The sequence below is a fragment of the Sphingomonas faeni genome, assembly GCF_024273235.1.
Taxonomy (GTDB): domain Bacteria; phylum Pseudomonadota; class Alphaproteobacteria; order Sphingomonadales; family Sphingomonadaceae; genus Sphingomonas; species Sphingomonas faeni_A.
The window spans coordinates 1-19795 of the sequence record NZ_JANBVH010000029.1 but is presented as its reverse complement, the minus strand read 5'-3'; the positions used below and the strand labels follow the sequence as shown (position 1 = coordinate 19795).

14 protein-coding genes and 1 other annotated feature are annotated in these 19795 nt (G+C 63.9%); of the genes, 8 read left to right on the top strand and 6 right to left on the bottom strand.

Annotation, left to right across the window (positions count from 1 at the left end; genetic code table 11):
• Window positions 1-307: 307 nt before the first annotated feature.
• Both NLI89_RS15260 and NLI89_RS15255 read right to left on the bottom strand, forming a co-directional pair.
• Window positions 308-1300, bottom strand: coding sequence for a FecR family protein (locus NLI89_RS15260; RefSeq protein WP_254687804.1), 993 nt, complete (start codon window positions 1298-1300; stop codon window positions 308-310).
• The gene (locus tag NLI89_RS15255; protein ID WP_254687803.1) at window positions 1300-1815 is read right to left on the bottom strand and encodes an RNA polymerase sigma factor; all 516 of its coding nucleotides are present in this window, start codon (window positions 1813-1815) and stop codon (window positions 1300-1302) included. Before NLI89_RS15255 ends, NLI89_RS15260 begins: the two co-directional genes overlap by 1 nt.
• A 167-nt stretch (window positions 1816-1982) precedes the next feature.
• Here NLI89_RS15255 and NLI89_RS15250 point away from each other — a divergent pair, with 167 nt between their 5' ends.
• The 6 genes from NLI89_RS15250 (at window position 1983) to NLI89_RS15225 (ending at window position 14934) form a co-directional block, all read left to right on the top strand.
• Window positions 1983-4544 carry a TonB-dependent receptor domain-containing protein gene (locus NLI89_RS15250; RefSeq protein WP_254687802.1) on the top strand — a complete coding sequence of 854 codons (2562 nt, stop codon included), beginning with the start codon at window positions 1983-1985 and terminating at the stop codon, window positions 4542-4544.
• A gap of 94 nt (window positions 4545-4638) precedes the next feature.
• Complete coding sequence (locus tag NLI89_RS15245; protein ID WP_254687801.1) at window positions 4639-5961, top strand: amidohydrolase; 1323 nt, start codon at window positions 4639-4641, stop codon at window positions 5959-5961.
• Between the two features lie 24 nt (window positions 5962-5985).
• Complete coding sequence (locus NLI89_RS15240; protein WP_254687800.1) at window positions 5986-7359, top strand: putative 2OG-Fe(II) oxygenase; 1374 nt, start codon at window positions 5986-5988, stop codon at window positions 7357-7359.
• A 92-nt stretch (window positions 7360-7451) separates the two neighbouring features.
• Window positions 7452-10241 (top strand): M14 family metallopeptidase, encoded by a 2790-nt coding sequence (locus NLI89_RS15235; RefSeq protein WP_254687799.1) that lies wholly within the window; start codon window positions 7452-7454, stop codon window positions 10239-10241.
• Window positions 10242-10408: 167 nt separating this feature from the next.
• On the top strand, window positions 10409-13435 hold the full coding sequence (locus NLI89_RS15230; RefSeq protein ID WP_254687798.1) for a TonB-dependent receptor domain-containing protein: 3027 nt from the start codon (window positions 10409-10411) through the stop codon (window positions 13433-13435).
• 26 nt (window positions 13436-13461) lie between these two features.
• Window positions 13462-14934 carry an amidohydrolase gene (locus NLI89_RS15225; protein WP_254687797.1) on the top strand — a complete coding sequence of 491 codons (1473 nt, stop codon included), beginning with the start codon at window positions 13462-13464 and terminating at the stop codon, window positions 14932-14934.
• Window positions 14935-15139: 205 nt separating this feature from the next.
• On the opposite strand, the gene NLI89_RS15220 is transcribed toward NLI89_RS15225, so the two are convergent.
• On the bottom strand, window positions 15140-15877 hold the full coding sequence (locus tag NLI89_RS15220) for a Crp/Fnr family transcriptional regulator (RefSeq protein WP_254687796.1): 738 nt from the start codon (window positions 15875-15877) through the stop codon (window positions 15140-15142).
• 321 nt (window positions 15878-16198) lie between these two features.
• Between NLI89_RS15220 and NLI89_RS15215 the strand changes: the two genes are divergently transcribed.
• The gene (locus NLI89_RS15215; protein WP_254687795.1) at window positions 16199-16939 is read left to right on the top strand and encodes a Crp/Fnr family transcriptional regulator; all 741 of its coding nucleotides are present in this window, start codon (window positions 16199-16201) and stop codon (window positions 16937-16939) included.
• Window positions 16940-17123: 184 nt separating this feature from the next.
• Window positions 17124-17238: a sequence feature (AL1L pseudoknot), on the bottom strand.
• A 41-nt stretch (window positions 17239-17279) separates the two neighbouring features.
• On the opposite strand, the gene NLI89_RS15210 is transcribed toward NLI89_RS15215, so the two are convergent.
• Both NLI89_RS15210 and NLI89_RS15205 read right to left on the bottom strand, forming a co-directional pair.
• Window positions 17280-18037, bottom strand: a protein-coding gene (locus tag NLI89_RS15210; RefSeq protein WP_254687794.1) for an IS5 family transposase whose coding sequence is annotated in 2 segments (ribosomal slippage) — window positions 17280-17701 and window positions 17701-18037 — 759 coding nt in all. Because the reading frame shifts where the segments join, the coding sequence is not laid out codon by codon here.
• Window positions 18038-18081: 44 nt separating this feature from the next.
• Window positions 18082-18225: a hypothetical protein gene (locus NLI89_RS15205; protein WP_254687793.1), complete on the bottom strand. Its 144-nt coding sequence runs from the start codon at window positions 18223-18225 to the stop codon at window positions 18082-18084.
• Between the two features lie 673 nt (window positions 18226-18898).
• Here NLI89_RS15205 and NLI89_RS15200 point away from each other — a divergent pair.
• Complete coding sequence (locus tag NLI89_RS15200) at window positions 18899-19210, top strand: hypothetical protein (RefSeq protein ID WP_254687792.1); 312 nt, start codon at window positions 18899-18901, stop codon at window positions 19208-19210.
• Window positions 19211-19326: 116 nt separating this feature from the next.
• Here NLI89_RS15200 and NLI89_RS15195 read toward each other — a convergent pair.
• Window positions 19327-19795 (bottom strand): SDR family NAD(P)-dependent oxidoreductase (locus NLI89_RS15195; protein WP_254687791.1); only part of this gene is annotated, 469 nt, incomplete at its 5' end.

Sequence of the window (19795 nt, the reverse complement as noted above, 5' to 3'; positions counted from 1 at the left end):
CCGATTGGGCAAACGCGGAATGGCGGCTTCTGACACAAGTCGCCGTTAGGTGCCTCCCTTCGGAACGACGGTTTCGTCCCACTTATTGCCCTCCGAGAATACCTTTGGTGGCCGGTCGAGCGACCGTCCGGCTAAGATTAATGAGCGTCTGAAGTTGGGAAAACCGGGGAGGGACTTGAACGGCGACTTATAGGTCTAATGCCGCAATCTTAAATGACACGTGCGTGCGATCCCCGCTTAGTGAGGTCGAACGACCTTCGACGGGAAGCTGCGACGCCCTAGCAATCTTGCTCGCCCAACTTGTCTTTCACGGTTGGGAAGCAAGCACCAATCGCGTTCGATCGACATGTGTCACGCGCGCAACCCCATAGGCCGATAGCGCGTCGGCAAGCGCGGGCCCGCCACCGTCTGTCTTCAGGACGCCACTGAACACGCGGCTCGCGAGGCGTGCGTCGGCGAGTTCGATGCGTTGCACGGAATACCGGTTGAGTTCGGCTACGACCTGATTCAACGGCGTTGCGTCAAACGTCAATTCGCCTTTGCGCCATCCGGTGGCGGTATCGGCGCCGGCGCGGGTGAGTTGCAGTCCCGATCGGCCGACCGTCAGCGTATTGCCCGGCACAAGCGTCATCGCGCGACCGATTGCGGGAGTGTCGACGCGAACCGAGCCCTCGATCAGACTGACGACAACGCGGTCAGTCGCGGTGCGTACCGCGAACTGCGTGCCCAGAGCGGTCACGTTGTTGCCGCCTGCGGCCACGATGAACGGATGACCTGCATCGTGCGCGACCTTGAAAAAGGCCTGGCCGCGATCGATCGCCACGCGGCGCGTCGCACCGGGGGCCGCAACCCGGACCGAGGACTCGGCATCGAGCGTCATCAGCGTTCCGTCGGGCAGCGCGATGTCGCGCGATCGTCCGATCAGCGTCGCATAGCGCGTATCCGCGATCTCGGTCGCGGGCGTCGACGCATGCCTGTCGACGACAAGAGCGGCGGCGCCACCGATAGAGAGCAGCACGGCTGCGGCGCCCGCCATCGGCCACCAGCGCCGCGGTGGGCTGGCGCGCGCTTCGCTGTAGGTCGCGGCGATCATCGCGAGGAGGGCGGGATCGTCGCGTGCCTCGTCCAGGATGCGCGTCGCGGATACCAGATCGTGCCAAGCCTGATCATGCGCATCCTCGGCGGCGAGCCAGCGGCCGAATGCCGCCCGGTCGGCCGGCGTCGCATCGTCGGCATGCAGCCGCGCATACCATGCCGCAGCGGCCGCCGCGGCGTCCGGATTCGCCGATACGGGGGCCATCAGCGCAGCGAACCTGAGAGGAGCTTGATCGCTTTCATGATATGCTTTTCGACCGCGCTCACCGATATTCCCAAGTGTCGGGCGATCGCCGCATAGCTCATTTCCTCGAAGCGATGAAGGACGAATGCCTGACGCGTGCGGTCGGGCAGGTCGTTCATCGCGGCGATCAGCTGCGCGAGATGTTCCTTGCCCTGTAGGACGCGCTCGGGCGAGCGGTCCTCAACGGGATGATGAAATTCTTCCAGGCTGTCGTGCGCCGACCGATGGCGGACGGTATCGCGGCGGCCGCGATCGGCCAGTACGCTCTGTGCGACCTGGAACAGATACCCTTCAACATTGTCGATGGCTTCGGTCGCACGACGGGTCTGCATGCGCAGCGCCACCTCCTGGACCAGATCGTCGACTTCGCCGATCGGTGCGCGCTTCATCAGGAACCGGCGGACTGCGCCCAGATGGCGGCTCAGGTCGACGGTACCGCCGTCGCCGGCGGGTATGCGCGCATAGGAACTCTGCATGATCGCGCCCCGTCTCAAATCCGCCCGAAGCCCGCGGCATCCCCTTTTTATATATCTGTCACAATCGATCATGTTGCCAGTCCGGCGTCAAGCAGACACTGTAGCGAAACCGTCATCAGAACGGGGGGAGGGACCACGTCTTACCGGGGGTCGATCGACACGTTCTGATGCATGCACGCGGCGTTACAGCATCAAGGATCGCGGTTGTTGTCTGCGGCGTCGTCTGTGGTGCCGGCTGTGGTTACGCGACGTCGGCGCCCCACGACCGGATACTGCTGGCGATCCCCGCTGGGCGTCTCGACATAGCGCTGCGCCAACTGGCGACGCAGACGGGTCAGCAGATCCTGTTCGATCCCAAGATGACCGGTCGCCGCACGACGGCGGCGCTACACGGGCCTATCGAGCCGGAGCGTGCGCTCAGGACGTTGCTCGCCAATACCGGGCTGGTCGCGAAGCATGTCCGTGCCGGGGTCATCATCATCGTCGCCGCACCCCCTGCGCGATCGCACGACACGCGGTCGTCAACCGCGAAATCGTCCAACGCCACGGCAGAGGTTGCGCCGCCCTCGGCCGACATCGTCGTCACCGCGCTGAAACGCCCGACCGCGCTCGGCGATACCGAGATCAGCATGGACGCGGTGACGGGCGCGCAGGTGCTGGCGCGGGGTGCGTACGACCTGCGCAGTGCCGCCGCGCTACTGCCGGGGCTAGTGCCGATCGCGACCGCACCGTTGCAACAGCGGATCGCTATCCGCGGCGTCACGGGCACCGGGGAGTCAACAGTGGGCGTCTATTACGGCGAGACCCCGATAAGCGGACCGTCGGGGACGACGTTCGATCCCGCCGCGAGCACGCCCGATGTCGACTTGGTCGATGTCGACCGGATCGAGCTGCTGCGTGGGCCCCAGGGGACGCTGTATGGCGCAAGTTCGATGGGCGGCACGCTGCGGGTCCTGTTCAATCGGCCCGACGCGACGCGCTGGACCGGGCATGTCGATGCCGGGGTGTCGGCGGTGCAGGGCGGCGTGATGGGCGGCAATGTCGCAGCCGTCGTCAACGCGCCGATCGTGCGCGACACGCTGGCCGCGCGGATCGTGGTGCATCGGCGCACGAGCGGCGGCTATGTCGACAATGATCGGCTGGGACTGAAGGACACCGGCGGCATCCTGCGTCAGGGCGCGCGGCTAGGGCTCGCGTGGACGCCATCGCAGGCGTTGCGCGTCGATACGCTGCTGCTGCACCAGAGCACGCGGATCGATGATGCGGGATTCTGGTACCCGGACCTCGGGCGCTATCGCAACGACCAGCCGGTGCGTACGCCCAATCGCGAGCGGCTCGACCTGGCAAGCGTCACCGCGCACTGGACGACGGGCGCCATCGCGATCGTGGCGACCGGGTCGCATTATCGCTGGACGATCGTGAAGGAAGGCGACTTCACGCAGGTGCTGGCGCAACAGGCGAGGAGCGAGGCGGGCTGCCAGCGCTATGCGGTATTGGCGAGCGGTACCGGGTGCACGCCGGCGCAGCGCAGCGCGTTCCAGGCCTATCTGCAGACGCGGCTGCCGGGCGTGCTGTACCAGCCCTTCCACGTCCAGAGCTCGACCGCCGAGGTGCGCGTGTCGTCGGACAGGACAGGGGCACTCGGCTGGACACTCGGCGGATTCGTCGAGCGGCGGCGCGATTCGGCTGAAAGTTACACGGTGCGCGCCGATGCCACCACCGGACTGCGCGTCACGCCGCTCGACATCACCGGCTTGCGGCTGCTGCACAGCGCGCTGGACCAGCAGGCGCTGTTCGCGGAGACGAACTGGGGCGTGACGTCGCGGCTGACGGCGACGCTGGGCCTGCGCTATTTCCATTACACGCGCACCGCCTATGGATCGGTGCCGATCCCCAACATCATCACCGGCACCGGCGCGATCGGCACCGATCGGTATGCGCGCGCCGACGACGGCACCAACCTGAAGGCCGAACTTGCCTATCGCCTGCCGGGCGAGACGCTCGTCTATGCGATCGCATCGGAAGGGTTCCGGCCCGGCGGGGTCAACATCACCCCCGACTTGACCGATCAGGAGCGCAGTTACGACGCCGACCATGTCTGGAGCTACGAACTGGGCGCCAGGACCAGGATCGCGGGCGGGCGGCTCACGCTAGAGGGGGCGCTCTACCATATCGACTGGTCGGATCCGATCTACGCCGCATGGAGCGCGAACGGCGCGTTCGGGTACAATACGAATATCGGCACGGTGCGGATCGACGGTGCGGAGGCCAAGGCGAGTCTCGCGCTGGGCGCGATGCGGCTGACGGGGTCCGCCAACTATACCGATGCGCGGCTCGGCGAGGATCAGGCGGTCAGCACGACCGATGGTGCCGGGCGGCGCGGCGATCCGCTTCCCAACGTGCCGCGCCTGACCTATGCGCTTGGCGTGCAGACCAGCACGGCGATCGCGGGGGGCAAGGTCGCGACGTTCGCCGTCGACGCGGTCGGCGCGACGCGGGTGCGCACCGCGTTCAACGATCGCAGCACCTATTACGCGGTGACGCCCGCGCGGTTCGTGATCGACGCCACGGCCGATATCCGGCTGGCGCAGTGGCGCGCAGGGGTAGCGTTGCGCAACGTGTTGAACGCGGTCGGCGCGAACCGGCTGACGTCGAGCGCGTTCGGCACGCGGCAGCTTTACAGCAGTGCACCGCGCACCGTCATGCTGTCGCTCGATCGTGATTTCTGAGGGGTGTGCCTTTTCGATGCTGAGGGGATCGCGCACAATCGCGTCTTGCATGGCAGGGCGGGGCATCCTCGGTCTCGAAAGATGGGTATTTCCGATGAAGACGATGCGGCTGCTGTTGACCGGATGTGCGATGATGGCGGGGATCGGCGTGGCGTCGGCCGATCCGGCGGGCGACCGGACCGCGATCGATGCACAGATCGAGAAGAATTACGCCGGGCTCGACATGCTGTACCGCGATATCCACACGCATCCCGAAATCGGCATGCAGGAGGTGCGTACCGCCGCGCTGCTGGCGGGCAAGGTGAAGGCGCTGGGCTTCACCGTGACCGAGAAGGTCGGCGGTACCGGGCTCGTCGCGATTTACAGGAACGGTGCGGGGCCGACGGTCATGGTGCGCACCGAACTCGACGGGCTGCCGATGGAGGAGAAGACCGGGCTTCCCTATGCCAGCCGCGCGCAGACCGAGTTCGAGGGTAAGACGACCTTCGTCGCGCAAAGCTGCGGCCACGACGTGCACATGGCGGCGTGGGTCGGCACCGCGCAGGCGCTGCTGGCGATGAAGGCGCAGTGGAAGGGCACGCTGATGTTCATCGCCCAACCCGCCGAGGAGCAGCTCAAAGGCGCCAAGGCGATGCTCGACGCCGGGCTTTTCACCAAGTTCGCCAAGCCTGATTATGGCTTTGCCGCTCATGTCGGATCGGGCGAAGCGGGGACGGTGCTGGTCAAGGACGGCGTCACCAGTTCCAATTCCGACAGCCTGCAAGTGACCTTCAAGGGCCGTGGCGGGCATGGGTCGATGCCCAGCGCGACGATCGATCCGATCGTGATGGGCGCGCATTTCGTCACCGACGTGCAGGCGGTCATCAGCCGGCAGAAGGACGCGAACGCATTCGGCGTGGTCACCGTCGGCGCGTTCCAGGCGGGCACCGTCGGCAACATCATTCCCGACACGGCCGTGCTCAAGCTCAGCCTGCGGTCGTTCGACAAGGACGTGCGCCAGCTGCTGCTAGACGGTGTGAAGCGCACTGCGGACGCGTCGGCGGCGATGTCGATGGCGCCGCCCCCGGAGGTGAAATGGCTGCACGGCACCGCGGCGGTGATGAACGACCATGTGCTGGCCGAGCGCGCCGCGGCGGCACTGAAGGCGGCGGGCGGCGACCGGGTGACGTATCTGCCCGCGACCGCCCCCGGCTGGTCGGCGAGCGAGGACTGGTCGGCGTTCGTCGATGCAGGCGTGCCGTCGGTCTATTTCACGATCGGCGGCTATGATGCGGCGACGCTGGCCGCATACAAGGCGAAGGGCGAAGCGGTGCCGAGCAACCATTCGCCGTTCTTCGCACCCGACCACGACAAGGCGATCCGCACGGGCATCCGCACACTGGCGCTCGCGGTGCTGATGGTCACCGAGCCCAAGTGATGCCGCCAAAGTGATGCCACCAAAGTGACAGCATCCGCGGCGATGGAGCAGGCGCGGCAGGCGAAGGCCGCGGGCGATCTGCGCAGCGCGGCGGCCCTGTATGCGCGTGCCGCCGAGGAGCGCCCCCAAAGCGCGGTGGCGGAGCATAATCTTGCCTCCACGCTGGGCGATCTCGGTGATTTCGCCGGCGCGGCGGCGGCGTCCGCCCGTGCCCTCGCCAAGGGATCGACAGCGCCCGAGACCTGGCTGGTGCGTGCGCGCGCATTGCAGGGGACGGGCGATTTCGATGCGGCGGAGGCTGCTTTCCTGTCGGCGATCGGCGTGCGCCCGGACTATTTGACCGCGCATCGCGATCTCGCGCAGTTGCGGTGGATGCGGACCGCCGATGTCGGCGCGGCGCTGGCGTCGGTCGATGCGACGCGGGTGCCTGCGCTCGCATCGGTCGAGGCGGTGGTGCTGATGAGTGCGGGCGAACCGGCGCGTGCGGCGGCTGCGCTCGCCCGCGCGATCGCCCGCGCACCGGATGCCGGACTGCATCTGCTCGCGGCGAATGCGCGGGCCGCTTTGGGCGACGCCGACGGCCAACTCGCCCAGGCCACGGCAGCCTTGCGGCTTGTGCCGTCGTCTACCGACGCGGCGAAGGCCACGGTCGAGGCGTTGCTGCACGTCGGGCGTGTCGCAGAAGGGGCGGCGTTGGCGGAACGGATCGCCGCCGTCGCACCCGACGATCAAGGCGTGATCGCGTTGCTCGCGACCGCGTGGCGGCTGCTCGGCGATCCGCGCCATGCTGCGCTCTGCGACGATCCCAGGCTGGTCTCCGCGCGCACGATCGACGTGCCGCCGGGATGGTCCACGCTGCCCGCGTTCCTGGACGATCTCGCGGCGACCCTGCGCGCGCGGCATGCGTGGCGCACGCATCCGCTCGACCAGTCGCTTCGCCACGGCAGCCAGACGCAGGAGGATCTGAGCAAGGTCCATCATCCGGTGCTGCGCGCGTTGTTCGCGGCGCTCGACCTGCCGATCCGGGCGCATCTGGCGCAGCTGGGGGCGGGGGGCGATCCGGTACGGCGGCGCAATACGGGTGGATATCGTCTCGCGGGGGCGTGGTCCGTGTTGCTGCGGCCCGGCGGCTATCACACCGATCACGTCCATCCGCGCGGATGGCTGTCGTCCGCCTTCTATGTCGATCTGCCGGCGTCTGTGGCGGAGGAGCCGCAGGGCTGGCTGGCGTTCGGGCGGCCCGGCATTCCGACCGCGCCCGCGCTGCCGCCGACTCGGCATGTCCGGCCGGTGCCGGGGCAGCTCGTGCTGTTCCCATCCTATTCGTGGCACGGCACCGAGCCGTTTACCGGCGATGCCTCGCGGCTGACGGTAGCGTTCGATCTCTTGCCCGGCTGAATTATTGTCGCGGCGTGCTGAGGGATCGGCACACGCGTACGTCTAGAGGAATACGGGGCCGGCAACGTCCGGCGGCAAAAGGGGGATATCGCATGTCGAAGACCATGTTGCTTCTGGGCGCGGGGCTGTTGGCGCTCGCGGGTGCGGCATCCGCCGAGCCGATCAGCCCCAAGGTCGGCACGATAACGTCCCCCGCCGAAGCCTTCGCACAGGAACCCGGCAGCGACTATTTCCTCGCCAATTACGACGCCTATGAAGCCTATCTGAAAAAGCTCGCCAGCCAGTCCGACCGGATGAAGCTGGTCGATATCGGCAAGTCGGCGGAGGGGCGCACGATGTGGGTCGCGATCGTCAGCTCGCCCGCCAACCTGGCGAAGCTCGACCATTACCAGGGCATCGCGCGGAAACTCGCCAAGGCGGAGGTGAAGACCGAGGCCGAGGCGCAGGCGCTCGCGAACGAAGGCAAGGCGATCGTCTGGATCGACTCCGGCATGCACGCGACCGAGACGGTGACGACGCAAAGCCAGATCCACGTGCTCTACCGCATGCTGACCGGCACAGATGCAGAGACGATGCGCGTGTTGAACGACGACATCGTGCTGTTCGCGCAGGACAATCCGGATGGGCTTCAGCTGGTTGCCGACTGGTACATGCGCAACGCCGACAAGAATACCCGCGAGTTCCGGACGATCCCGCGTCTCTACCAGAAGTATATCGGCCACGATAACAACCGCGACAGCTTCATGGTGCAGATGCCGGAGACCGAAGCCGTCAACAGGATGCTGTTCCGCGAGTGGTTTCCGCAGATCGTGTTCAACCAGCACCAGACCGGCCCCGCCGGCATGGTGGTGTTCGTGCCGCCGTTCCGCGATCCGTTCAATTACAACTACAACCCGATCGTGATGACCGAGTTGCAGGAGGTCGGCTCGGCGATGCACAGCCGGCTGGTGTCGGAGGAAAAGGGCGGATCGGGGATGCGCAGCGCCGCCCCCTATTCGACTTGGCACAACGGCATGGAGCGCTCGGTCGCGTATTTCCACAATTCGATCGGGCTGCTGACCGAGATCATCGGCGGGCCGACGCCGGAAAAAATCCCGCTGATCGCCGATACCCAGCTCGCGCGCAGCGACGAGCCGTTGCCGATCGCGCCGGGCGACTGGCATCTGAAGGACAGCCTGGAATATCAATGGTCGCTCGACCGCGCGGTGATGGATTACGCGTCGCGCAACCGCGAGCGACTGCTGATGAACATCTGGCGAATGGGCCATCAGGCGATCATGCGCGGCAGCACCGACAGCTGGACCACCACGCCGAAACGCGTCGATGCGTTGAAGGAGGCGGGCAAGGGCGCCAAGGCCGACGAGGGCTATGTCGGCTATAACAGCCGCGCGAAGGAGGGGATGGTCGCGTCGTCGCTCTATGCCAAGGTCCTGCAGGACCCGGCCAAGCGCGACCCGCGCGGCTATGTGCTGTCGCCCGACCAACGCGACATGCCCACCACGATCGCGTTCCTCAACGCGCTGATCAAGAACGGCGTCGATATCGACCGCGCGACCGCGCCGTTCACCGCCGGCGGCAAGCGCTATCCGGCGGGGTCGTACGTCGTGAAGACCGCGCAGGCCTATCGCCCGCACGTGATCGACATGTTCGAACCGCAGGATCATCCGCACGATCCCGAATTCCCCGGCGGCCCGCCCAAGGCGCCGTACGACATCACCGGCTATACGCTGGCGTACCAGATGGGGGTCAGTTTCGACCGCGTGCTCGACGGTTTCTCGGGCAATTTCGAACGCGTGCCGGACCTGCTGTCGGTCGCCCCCGGCCGCGTGATCGGATCGGGCGAGGCGGGCTGGATCGTCGGGCACGAGGCGAACAACAGCTTCATGCTGACCAACCGACTGTTGAAAGCGGGCGTGCCGGTGTCCTGGATCGAGACCGCCACCAAGGCGGGCGGCAAGGATCTGGCGCCCGGCGCGATCTGGATCCCGGCGTCGCCGGCCGCGAGTGCTATCCTGGCATCGTCGACGAAACAGCTCGGGATCGATGCCTATGCCGTTGGCAGCGCGCCCGCTGGTGCCAAGCTGGCGTTGAAGCCGGTCCGTATCGGGCTGGTCGATCGCTATGGTGGCGTCATTCCGGCCGGCTGGACGCGATGGCTGCTGGAGCAATACGAGTTCCCGTTCAGCGTGGTCTATCCGCCGGAACTCGACGCCGGGAACCTGAACGCGAAGTACGACGTGCTGCTGTTCGCCGACGGCACAGTGCCGACGACGGCGGGCGGGCCGTATCCGGGCGGCTATCGGTTCGGGATGCCCGACGCCAAGGACATTCCGGCCGACTATCGCGGTTGGCTGGGCGAGGTGACGCCCGAGAAGACACTGCCCGCCGTGGCCGCGTTTGCGAAGGCGGGGGGGACGGTGTTGACGGTTGGCAGCGCGAACCGGCTGGCGACCCTGCTCGATCCGCAGATCCAGCCCGCGCTGGTGACGAAGAAGGCCGACGGGACGCTGTCGGCGCTCGACAAGAAGCAGTTCTACATTCCCGGCGCATTGCTGTCGGCGAAGATCGATACGCGCCAGCCGCTGGCGTACGGCATGACCCCGACGGTCGATATCTTCTTCGACGAAAGCCAGCCGTTCACGCTGTCCGGCGCCGCGGCGAAGAAGGTCGCATGGTTCGAGGGGACGGCGCCGCTGCGCAGCGGCTGGGCGGTCGGCCAGGAGAAACTGGACGGCACGGTCGCGGTCGTCGACGCCGATCTGGGCAAGGGCAAGCTGTTCGCGATGGGCCCCGAGGTCACGCAGCGCGCGCAGCCCTATGCGACGTTCAAGCTGCTGTTCAACGGGCTGTTGTACGGGCCGTCGGTGACGGCGACGCGATGACGGAATGATATAATAGTACATCAAGGTGAGGTTCGGGGAGCGATCGGAAACGGTTGCTCCCCTTTTTATGCAACTTTTTTACGTGTCGTGCGTGAGGGGCCGTCTTTTACCTGCGTCTTGATCCTTGAGGCCGCCAACGATGCGGTTGGTTCAAGGGGACATTCGACATGGTTGCAGGGGGTATCACGCGCGCGTTTCTCGTCGGGAGCTGCGCTTCTATCGCACTCGTCGCGGGCGCCGCGCACGCGCAGAGCAGCGTGCCGACCGCGCCGCCGCCCAGCGAGCAGGCCGAACAGGCCGCGGACGCGCCGACCGAAGAGATCACCGTCACCGGATCGCGCATCGCCCGGTCCGATTACGTCGCGAACAGCCCGATCGTATCGCTGTCGAGCGACACGCTCGAGAATACCGGTCGCGTCACGGTCGAGAGTGCGCTGTCGCAGATGCCACAGTTCAGCGGCGCGTTCGGGCAGGGCAACACCGGCAGCACCAGCACCGGGCTGAACGGCGGCCAGGCGAACGCCAGTCTTCGCGGGCTGGGATCGAAGCGCACGCTAATCCTCATGGACGGCCGCCGGATGCAGCCGTCCAACCCCGACGGCTCGGTCGATCTGAACACCATTCCCGAGGCGCTGATCGAAAATATCGAGGTCATTACCGGCGGCGCATCGACCACCTATGGCTCGGATGCGACCGCGGGTGTGGTCAATTTCCGCCTGCGCCGCGACTTCAAGGGGATCGAGCTTAACGGCCAGACTGGCGTCAGCGATTATGGCGACGGCAACACCTACCGCATCACCGCGACCGCCGGCTCCTCCTTTGCGGACGAGCGTGGGCACGGCGTTCTGTCGTTCGACTATACCCGCCGCGACACCGCGCAGCAGGCCGAGCGCGATTACTACACCTTCCGCACCACCACCCCCGGGCTCAGCACCATCCCGCAGGGCAACGCGTTGTTCGGCTCCAACCTGCCGACGCTCGCCGCCGTCAATGCGGTGTTCGTCGGCCAGTACGGAACGCCGGCGCTGACCGGCAACGCGGCCGGGCGCTACACCGGCCAGATCGGCTTCAACACCGACCAGACGCTGTTCAGCAGCGCGGGCGTTCCCGTCCTCAACTATCGCGACCCGCAGACCGACGAAGCCTATATCGTCAACAGCGGTACCAACAGCCAGCAGGTCAATTTCGGCTATAACGGTGGCTCGCTGCAGGCCGATCTCGATCGCTATTCGGTGTTCGGCAAGGTCGACTACGACGTCACCGACAATATCAAGGCGTTCGGCCAGTTCAGCTACACGACCTACAGCTCGGTCGGCATCACCAACCCGACGCTCGCGTCGAACGTCTATGGCCTGACCGTGCCGACGACGAACCCGTTCATCACGCCAGCCTTCCGCTCGATCCTGGCGTCGCGGCCGAGCCCCAATGCGCCCGTCACCTTCTACAAGGCGCTCAGCATTCTCGGACCGCGCGTGCAGTCCTATGATTATGACGTGTACCAGCTGACTGCGGGCCTGTCGGGCAAGATCGGCATCCGCGACTGGACGTGGGACATCTACGCCAACACCAGCAAGGCCAAGTTCCAGAACGCACAAAGCGGCGGCGCCAGCGCGGGCGCTATCTCACGGCTGCTCAACAGCCCGACCGGCGGCACCGAATTGTGCGCGGGCGGCTTCAACCCGTTCGGCAACGTGACGCCCTCGCAGGAGTGCATCGCCTATATCTCGCGTCGCACGCTCAATACGAACGAGCTGCGCCAGAAGACGGTCGAGGGGAACATCCAGGGCGGCCTCGCCAAGCTGCCGGCGGGCGATCTGCGGTTCGCGCTGGGCGCCGATTACCGGTCCAATTCCTACGCGTTCCAGCCGGATTCGCAGCTGTCGCTGCCTGACGGGACCAGCGACATCCTCGGTTACAGCGTGCTTCGCGCGGCCGGCGGCACGGTGAAGGCGGGCGAGGTCTACGGCGAATTGCTGGTGCCGTTGCTGCACGACATTCCGCTGATCCAGCAGTTCGATCTCGATCTCGGCTATCGCTATTCCAACTATAACTCGGTCGGCGGGGTGCACGCGTACAAGGCCGATGCGAACTGGCAGGTGTTCGACGCGCTGCGACTGCGCGGCGGCTACAACCGCGCGATCCGCGCGCCGAGTGTGGGCGAGCTCTACGCGCCGATCTCGACCGGCAGCGTCGCGATTGGCAGTCCGGCCGCGACCACCGCGAACGGCGATCCGTGCGACGTGCGCTCGTCCTACCGCGTCGGCGCGAACGGCGCGCAGGTCCGCGCGCTGTGCCTGCAACAGGGCGTGCCGACCGCGATCATCGACAGCTATCAGCTCGGTACCGCGCAGGTGTTCGCGCTGACCGGCGGCAACCCCGATCTTCAGGAGGAGATCGCCGACACCTATTCGGCGGGTGGCGTCATCCAGTCGCCCTTCTCGTCGCCGGTGTTCCGCCACATGTCGCTGTCGGTCGACTATTACCGCATCGACATCAAGCAGGCGGTGGGGCCGCTGTCGATCGCGCAGGCGTTCCAGTTCTGCTTCAATTCGGGCGGCAATAATCCGCAATATGCCGCGAGCAATTATTACTGCTCGCTGATCTCGCGCAACACCGCAAACGGCGTGCCGGTCAACCCGCTCCAGCCGCTCCTGAACCTCGGTACGTTCAAGGTCCGCGGCGTCGATGTGCAGTTCGACTGGAAGGTAAACCTGTCGGACATCGGCTTGGGCGGCAACGCGGGTACGGTCGCGCTCAATACCGCGGTGTCCTACCTCGAATCGTTCAAGATCCAGGCGCTGCCGGGCGCCCCGAGCTACGACTATGCGGGGAGCATCGGCACTGGCGTGGAAACCACCGCGGGCCTCGCGCATCCCGAATGGAAATCGGTCACGTCGTTCACCTATTCGCTGGGCGGTGCGAGCCTGGGCGTACGCTGGCGTTATATCGACAAGATGATCTCGTCGGCGCGCGTCGTGAACCCGGTGAGCACCACGCGCGGCGTCGATGCCTATAACGTGTTCGACCTGAACGCGCGGTTCGAGGCGGGCGAGACCACCGAGTTCCGGATGGGCGCGACCAACCTGTTCAACAAGAAGCCGCCCCAGGTGGGCGACACCGAGGGCAATTACGACGCACAGAACTACGACGTGATCGGCCGCTATTTCTTCCTCGGCGTCACCAAGAAGTTCTGATCCAGCCTCGCACAGGGATACCGACGATGAAGACCATGATGTTCTGGGTGGCGCTGATGACGTCCGCCTCCGCGCCCGTACTCGCCACGCCCGCACTGGGGCAGGAACTGGCCGTTGCCGATCGCACCGCGCTGATCGGCGCGGTCGATGCGAACGCTAAGCCGATCTCGGATACAGCGCTGCAGATCTGGAAATACGCCGAGATGGGTTATCTCGAGACGCAGAGTTCCGCGCTTCTCCAGACCCGGTTGAAGGCCGCCGGGTTCACTGTGACGGCAGGCGTGGCGGGTGAACCGACCGCGTTCGTCGCGAGCTTCAAGAACGGTACGGGGCCGGTCATCGGTGTCCTCGCCGAATATGACGCACTGCCGGGTCTGTCGCAGGCGGCGGTGCCGGTGCGGACGCCGCTGGGTGGCGATGCCGGGCATGGCTGCGGGCATAATCTGTTCGGCACCGCCTCCACCTATGCCGCGATCGCGGTCAAGGACTGGATGTTGAAGAACAAGGTGCAGGGCGAAATCCGCGTCTACGGCACCCCGGCCGAGGAAGGCGGATCGGGCAAGGTGTATATGGTCCGCGAAGGCCTCTTCAACGACGTCGATACCGTGCTGCACTGGCATCCCGGCAACACGAACTCGGCGTCGCAGGCACCGTCGCTTGCGAATATCTCTGGCAAGTTCCGCTTCCACGGCCGATCGTCGCACGCATCGGGCGCGCCGGAAAAGGGGCGGTCGGCGCTCGACGGGGTCGAAGCGATGGACGCCATGGTCAACATGATGCGCGAGCACATTCCCGATCACACCCGCATCCACTATGTCATCACCAATGGCGGCAAGGCGCCGAACGTCGTCCCCGACGAGGCGGAAGTCTATTACTACGTTCGCGACCAGGATCCCGAGATCGTCAAATCGGTGATGGAGCGCGTAAAGAAGGCTGCGCAGGGCGCCGCGATGGGGACCGAGACGACGGTCGATTTCGAGCAGACCGGTGGCGTCTACAGCCTGCTCTCGAACGAGGTGCTGATGAAGGCGATGGACCGCGGGCTCCACGCCGCGGGCGGCATTACCTGGACGCCGGAAGAGACGGCGTTCGCCACGCAACTTCAGAAATCGATGACGGCGGGCGCACCTGCACTGACCAGTGTCGCGCAAATCGAACCTGCACGGCTGGAGACTAAGGCAATCGGGGGATCCACCGACGTGTCCGACGTCAGCTGGGTGACGCCGACGGTGGGGCTTTCGACCGCCACCTTCGTGCCGGGATCGGCGGGGCATAGCTGGCAGAATGTCGCCGCGGCGGGCTCCAGCATCGGCGTGAAGGGTGCGATCGTCGCTACCAAGACGCTGGCGTTGACCGCGGCGGAGCTGTTTCGCAATCCCGCCGAGATCGCCGCGGCAAAGGCGGAGTTCGAGAAACGCCGGGGTCCGAACTTCACCTACAAGGCGATGCTCGGTGATCGCAAACCGCCGCTGGATTATCGGAAGAATGCCTCAGACTGACATCCCAAGTCAGGCGGAGCGGTTGGGCAAGAGCAGCCCTAGTTGCTGCCTTGCCTCAGACCAGCCTGTGCAGGGCGCGAACGATGCAATCTGTTCGATCGCCTGGGTTCGCTTGTTGAAAGGCATTGTGCTTTCGATGAACGAACGTGGGAAAATAGGCGAAGTCGGAGCCGCTACGAACGGCCGGTTGTGGGTCATTTGGAACTCATATCAATTTCCCGGCCCGCGCATAAACCGTAGGGTCTTTGGCCTCTGTCCTGTCCAAGTGTAGGTATGTCGCGCTGAACTGCGCAAGGGATCTCAGGCGTCCAGGGTTCGTGACAGTCAGCGTCCGGCTACGCAGTTCGATCAGCCCATCTTCGCGGAAGCGTTGCAGTACCCGGTTGACGTGGGACGGCGTCATCCCGGTAGCATCGGCGAGGTCGGTCTGGGTGATTGGAAAGTCGATAGCGTTTGTCTTGGTGGCCCCACTGACCCGGTAGCGAACAAGCATTTCGTAAAGCAGGTGGGCAAGGCGCTCTGTAGCGTCGCGCCTACCCTGATCGACGATCCGTTCGCGCAGAACTCCAAGGTCCGTCATCGTACCCCGCCACAACGCCTCGGCGATCGGCGAGGCTTCCCGCAAAAGCGTCTTCATCTCGCTGGAATGGATCATCGCTGTCGTACTTGCGGTCAGTGCTCCAACCGCATGATCCATCTTTTTCAAGATGAATATTTCGGCGTTCCACAGATCTCCCGGGACCAGGAAAGCCATGATCTGGCGCTCTCCGTCCGGTAGAATTTTATACCGACAGGCGAGCCCGGTCAGCAGAACGTGGCAGTAGTCCGAGTGTGCGCCATCAGCGATGATATCTTCTTGGGCCTGAAATCCTCGCTGCTTGAACGCTACTAAATTATCAAGACGGGTACGCTCACCCGCGGTAAACGCGGTGAATTGCTCCATCTTTGTAGCCCAGGGATTACTCATTGCTGCCTCGATTAGGTCGTGGCGAAATGCCAACCAGTGCTGATGAAACGCGCGAGCGGCGCGAGCGGCGCTACACGTGGTTCGGGGGGGGGGGGCGATCAGCCAAATCGTCAGCCTGGAATTAGTTAACGTTCCTAGGCGCAGAAAATCATTACGATGTGATCTAGCGCAGGGATTTCCTGCGTAACCTTGTTTAGATCTTTCATGGCAGCCAAATATTGAACTGCATGGGTTGCGCGTTACCGCAACGGTGTAACCATAATGCCCGCACTATCAAAAGATGTCCTTGGGCCAGCTTTGAAGAAGCTGGAACGGCGATCCTCGTTTTCACAATGCGACCGCTCCGCATTTATGAATCTACCTTTTTCCGTAAAGAGCCTATCTCCGTCGAGTTATATAATCCGCGAACAGGATATAACAAAGAACTGCTGTTTTCTTATTTCTGGTTTTGCCTTTCGAAGTAAGATCGTAGGTAATGGTGGAAGGCAAATATTATCCGTTAATATTCCAGGTGAACTGCTTGATCTTCAACACGCCTTCCTTGGCATCGCCGATCACAGCATCCAAATGCTCTCGGATGGGGATGTTGCGTTCGTCGCGGCCGAAGCCGTTCATGAAATCGCCGTTGCGCATCCCGCAATAGGTCGGGCCATGTGGCTCGAAACGCTGGCGGAAGGGTCTATTTCCCGCGAGTGGATCGCCAATATCGGGCGGCGCGATGCTCGAAGCCGCGTTGCTCATCTACTTTGCGAGATAGCCCTCCGGCTGCATTCCGCCGGGTTGATAACCGGAAACCGCTACGAGCTTCCGATGACCCAGGAGCAAATTGGCGATGCGACGGGGCTTACGCCCGTTCACGTCAACCGTACGCTTCACAAACTGCACAGCGATGGTCTGATCACCCGCGACAAGCGGTCCGTCACGATTGAAAACTGGAAGGCGCTATCCGGTGTAGCGGACTTCAACGCCGGCTACCTGCACCTGGACGATGCGGAGAGGTTTGCCCTCGCCTTGGGTCAGGGTCGCTCCTGCGCGTGACGCAGACATCTTGCCGCATCTGGATCAGTGCGCTCAAAAGCCGATTGCGCTCCTCGACGCCATATGTCTCGAACGTGTCCGCGAACATACGGGCGATCTCCGGCTTAAGGGCCGCATCCTGCCGCGCCCGCGCCGACCGGCGCGCGGAATCCTGTCGCTGCCCGACGCGCTCGCGGTAGGTGAGTAGAACAGTGACAGTACGTGGCAGATCGGCTCGATTCCATAGGTACCGCTGTTATCGTCAACGAACGCGATCATCGCTTGAACGCAGTTCAAGCTCCGCCTGGGCAAAATACGCAGACGCCTTACGCAAGCGCTCCTTAGGGTCACGACTCATTGATCAGAGCCAGAAGATGACGGTGGCGGCGAGCGCGATAGCGGAAAAGAAGACGGTCGGGCATCGATCGTAGCGGGTAGCGACGCGGCGCCAGTCCTTCAGACGACCGAACATAATCTCGATACGGCTCCGGCTTCGGTAGCGGCGCTTGTCATATTTGACGGGGATGATCCGACATTTTCGCCCCGGAATGCAAGGCGTTATGCCCTTTGCCTGAAGGGCGTCCCTGTACCAGTCTGCGTCATAGCCGCGGTCGCCCAGCATCCACTGCGCTTTGGGTAGATCGTCAAGCAGCGCGGCAGCGCCGGTGTAGTCGCTGACCTGGCCCGCGGTCATGAAGAAGCTGGGCGGTCTGCCTTCTGCATCGGTGACGGCGTGCAGCTTCGTATTCATACCGCCTTTGGTGCGACCGATGAGGCGTCCAAGGCCCCTTTTTTAACCCGCAGGCTGGACGCCGTGCGGTGCGCCTTCAGATAGGTCGCGTCGATCATGATCGTCTTCGGCGTGGCGTTCGCGGCCGCCAGTCCTTCCATTATGCGGAGGAAGACACCCCTTTCGCCCCATCGCTTCCACCGGTTGTAGAGCGTCTTGTGTGGGCCATACTCCCGAGGGGCATCGCACCAGCGCAGCCCGTTGCGGTTGACGAAAACGATGCCGCTCAACACTCGCCGGTCATCAACCCGTGGCTTGCCGTGGCTCTTGGGAAAATACGGTTCGAGCCGCGCCATCTGCTCGTCGGTCAGCCAGTACAGGTCGCTCATCCTCGGTCTCCTCACGGAGCCTGAATCAGATCGAGCCGCTCAGATCAATGGGTCCTGACCCTAGCCTGGCGCAGTTCGCGGACGTCGCGTTCCGGCGTTTTGACATTGTCGGCGACCTTGGTCGGGACGCCGGCGCGTTTGCCGCTATAGATCTCGGCCTTCTTTACTTCATGGAAAGTCTGCGTCACGCAGCCAATTTTTTTCGCAATCGAAACCACCGTCGCCGATCGCGATTGATAACCCGATGATGATCGAACACCATCTGTACCGCTCGCTCGCGGACCTCTGGTGCAAACCGCTCGCGTTGGCTCCGCGTGATCGGGAGTTGAGCTACCGGGTGGTTCACGGTTCATATGCTGGAACAGGTAGCTTGGATATCCGGCAGCGCATCTACAGCCGAATGTTCAAGTTGTTATACGTGGGCGTTGTGTCGACCAGACGGTCGAACCGCCATCTCTTGGCGTGACAGAATTATAATCTAGATCAATCTGGTTCAGCTTGTGATACGTTTGGGCGCCGGCTTAGATGACTAAGCTATCTCGTTCGGTGGCGTAACAATCGGGCTTACCTGGGAACCGAACTGATATGGAACAAAATACTGGAAACCAATGTCCTCGCGTTTTTGCAAGCCAGCTTGAGGATATGATCGCTTTTGCCGATGCCAAACAGGATTTCGCCCTAGCAGCCTGGCTCAGTCAAGCTTTAGACCGAATGATGGGTAATCACATCGAAAGCCGATAGTGGTTGCCTAATAAGGCCTAATACGGTGATATCGCTACCGATATTCGGGAGCGATTTGTGAAGGGCAATGACGAAGCAGTCCAGCTAGCGGGCGCAATCCTACGTTTTCGCAGGTGTCGGATGGAAGTTTTTTCGCCGGACATATTCGGCGAACCGGCGTGGGAAATGCTGCTCGAGTTGTTTGTTGCGGATGCTCATAGCGTGCCTATTACCGGGCGGATAGTTGCAGATCGGCACAGGGTTGCCGCCTCGGTCATGTCCAGGTGGCTAAAACACCTTACCGTCCAATCTCTGCTTATCGGCGACGGCGACAGCAATCTGGACGATGAGCTAACGCTTTCCGGGATTGCCATGGAGAAGGTGGAAGCCGTGTTGCTCAAAGCTAGGTTCCTCAAAGACGAATTCTTCGAACAACCGGGATCGGTGCGTTGATGGGCTCGACGTTTCGAAGGAACGGCGAGCGAGACGGGCCAGGCTGTCGCGGCCCGGCCCCTCGTTGAAGGCAAGGTGCCGGGTTTATGCGATATCAGAAATTGCCGTTCGGTGGCTCAGACCTGCGCCATGCCTCCGTCGACGAACACCTCGGCACCGGTCATGAAGCTGCTGTCTTCGCTGGCCAGGAAGAGGGCAACCGCGGCCGTCTCTTCGGGCTGGCCGATCCGACCTAGCGGCGTCTGTGCAGTCAGGCCGGCGACGAGCGCGTTTTCTTCTTCGGGCGAACTCGCAAGACTTTGAAGGCCGGGCGTCAAGGTCGCTCCGGGCGAAAGCACGTTGACGCGGATGCCGCTGCCCTTGAGGTCAAGCGCCCAGCTTCGCGCGAAGTTGCGCACCGCGGCCTTGCTCGCGCTGTAGACGCTGAACGCCGGTGTGCCTTTCGATCCAGTGGTCGAGCCAGTGAGAATGATCGACCCGCCCGACTGCATCAGTGGCAGCGCCTTTTGCACCGTAAACAGGGTGCCTCGAACATTGGTATCGAAGGTGCGGTTGAACTGCTCCTCCGAAATCATGCCAAGCGGC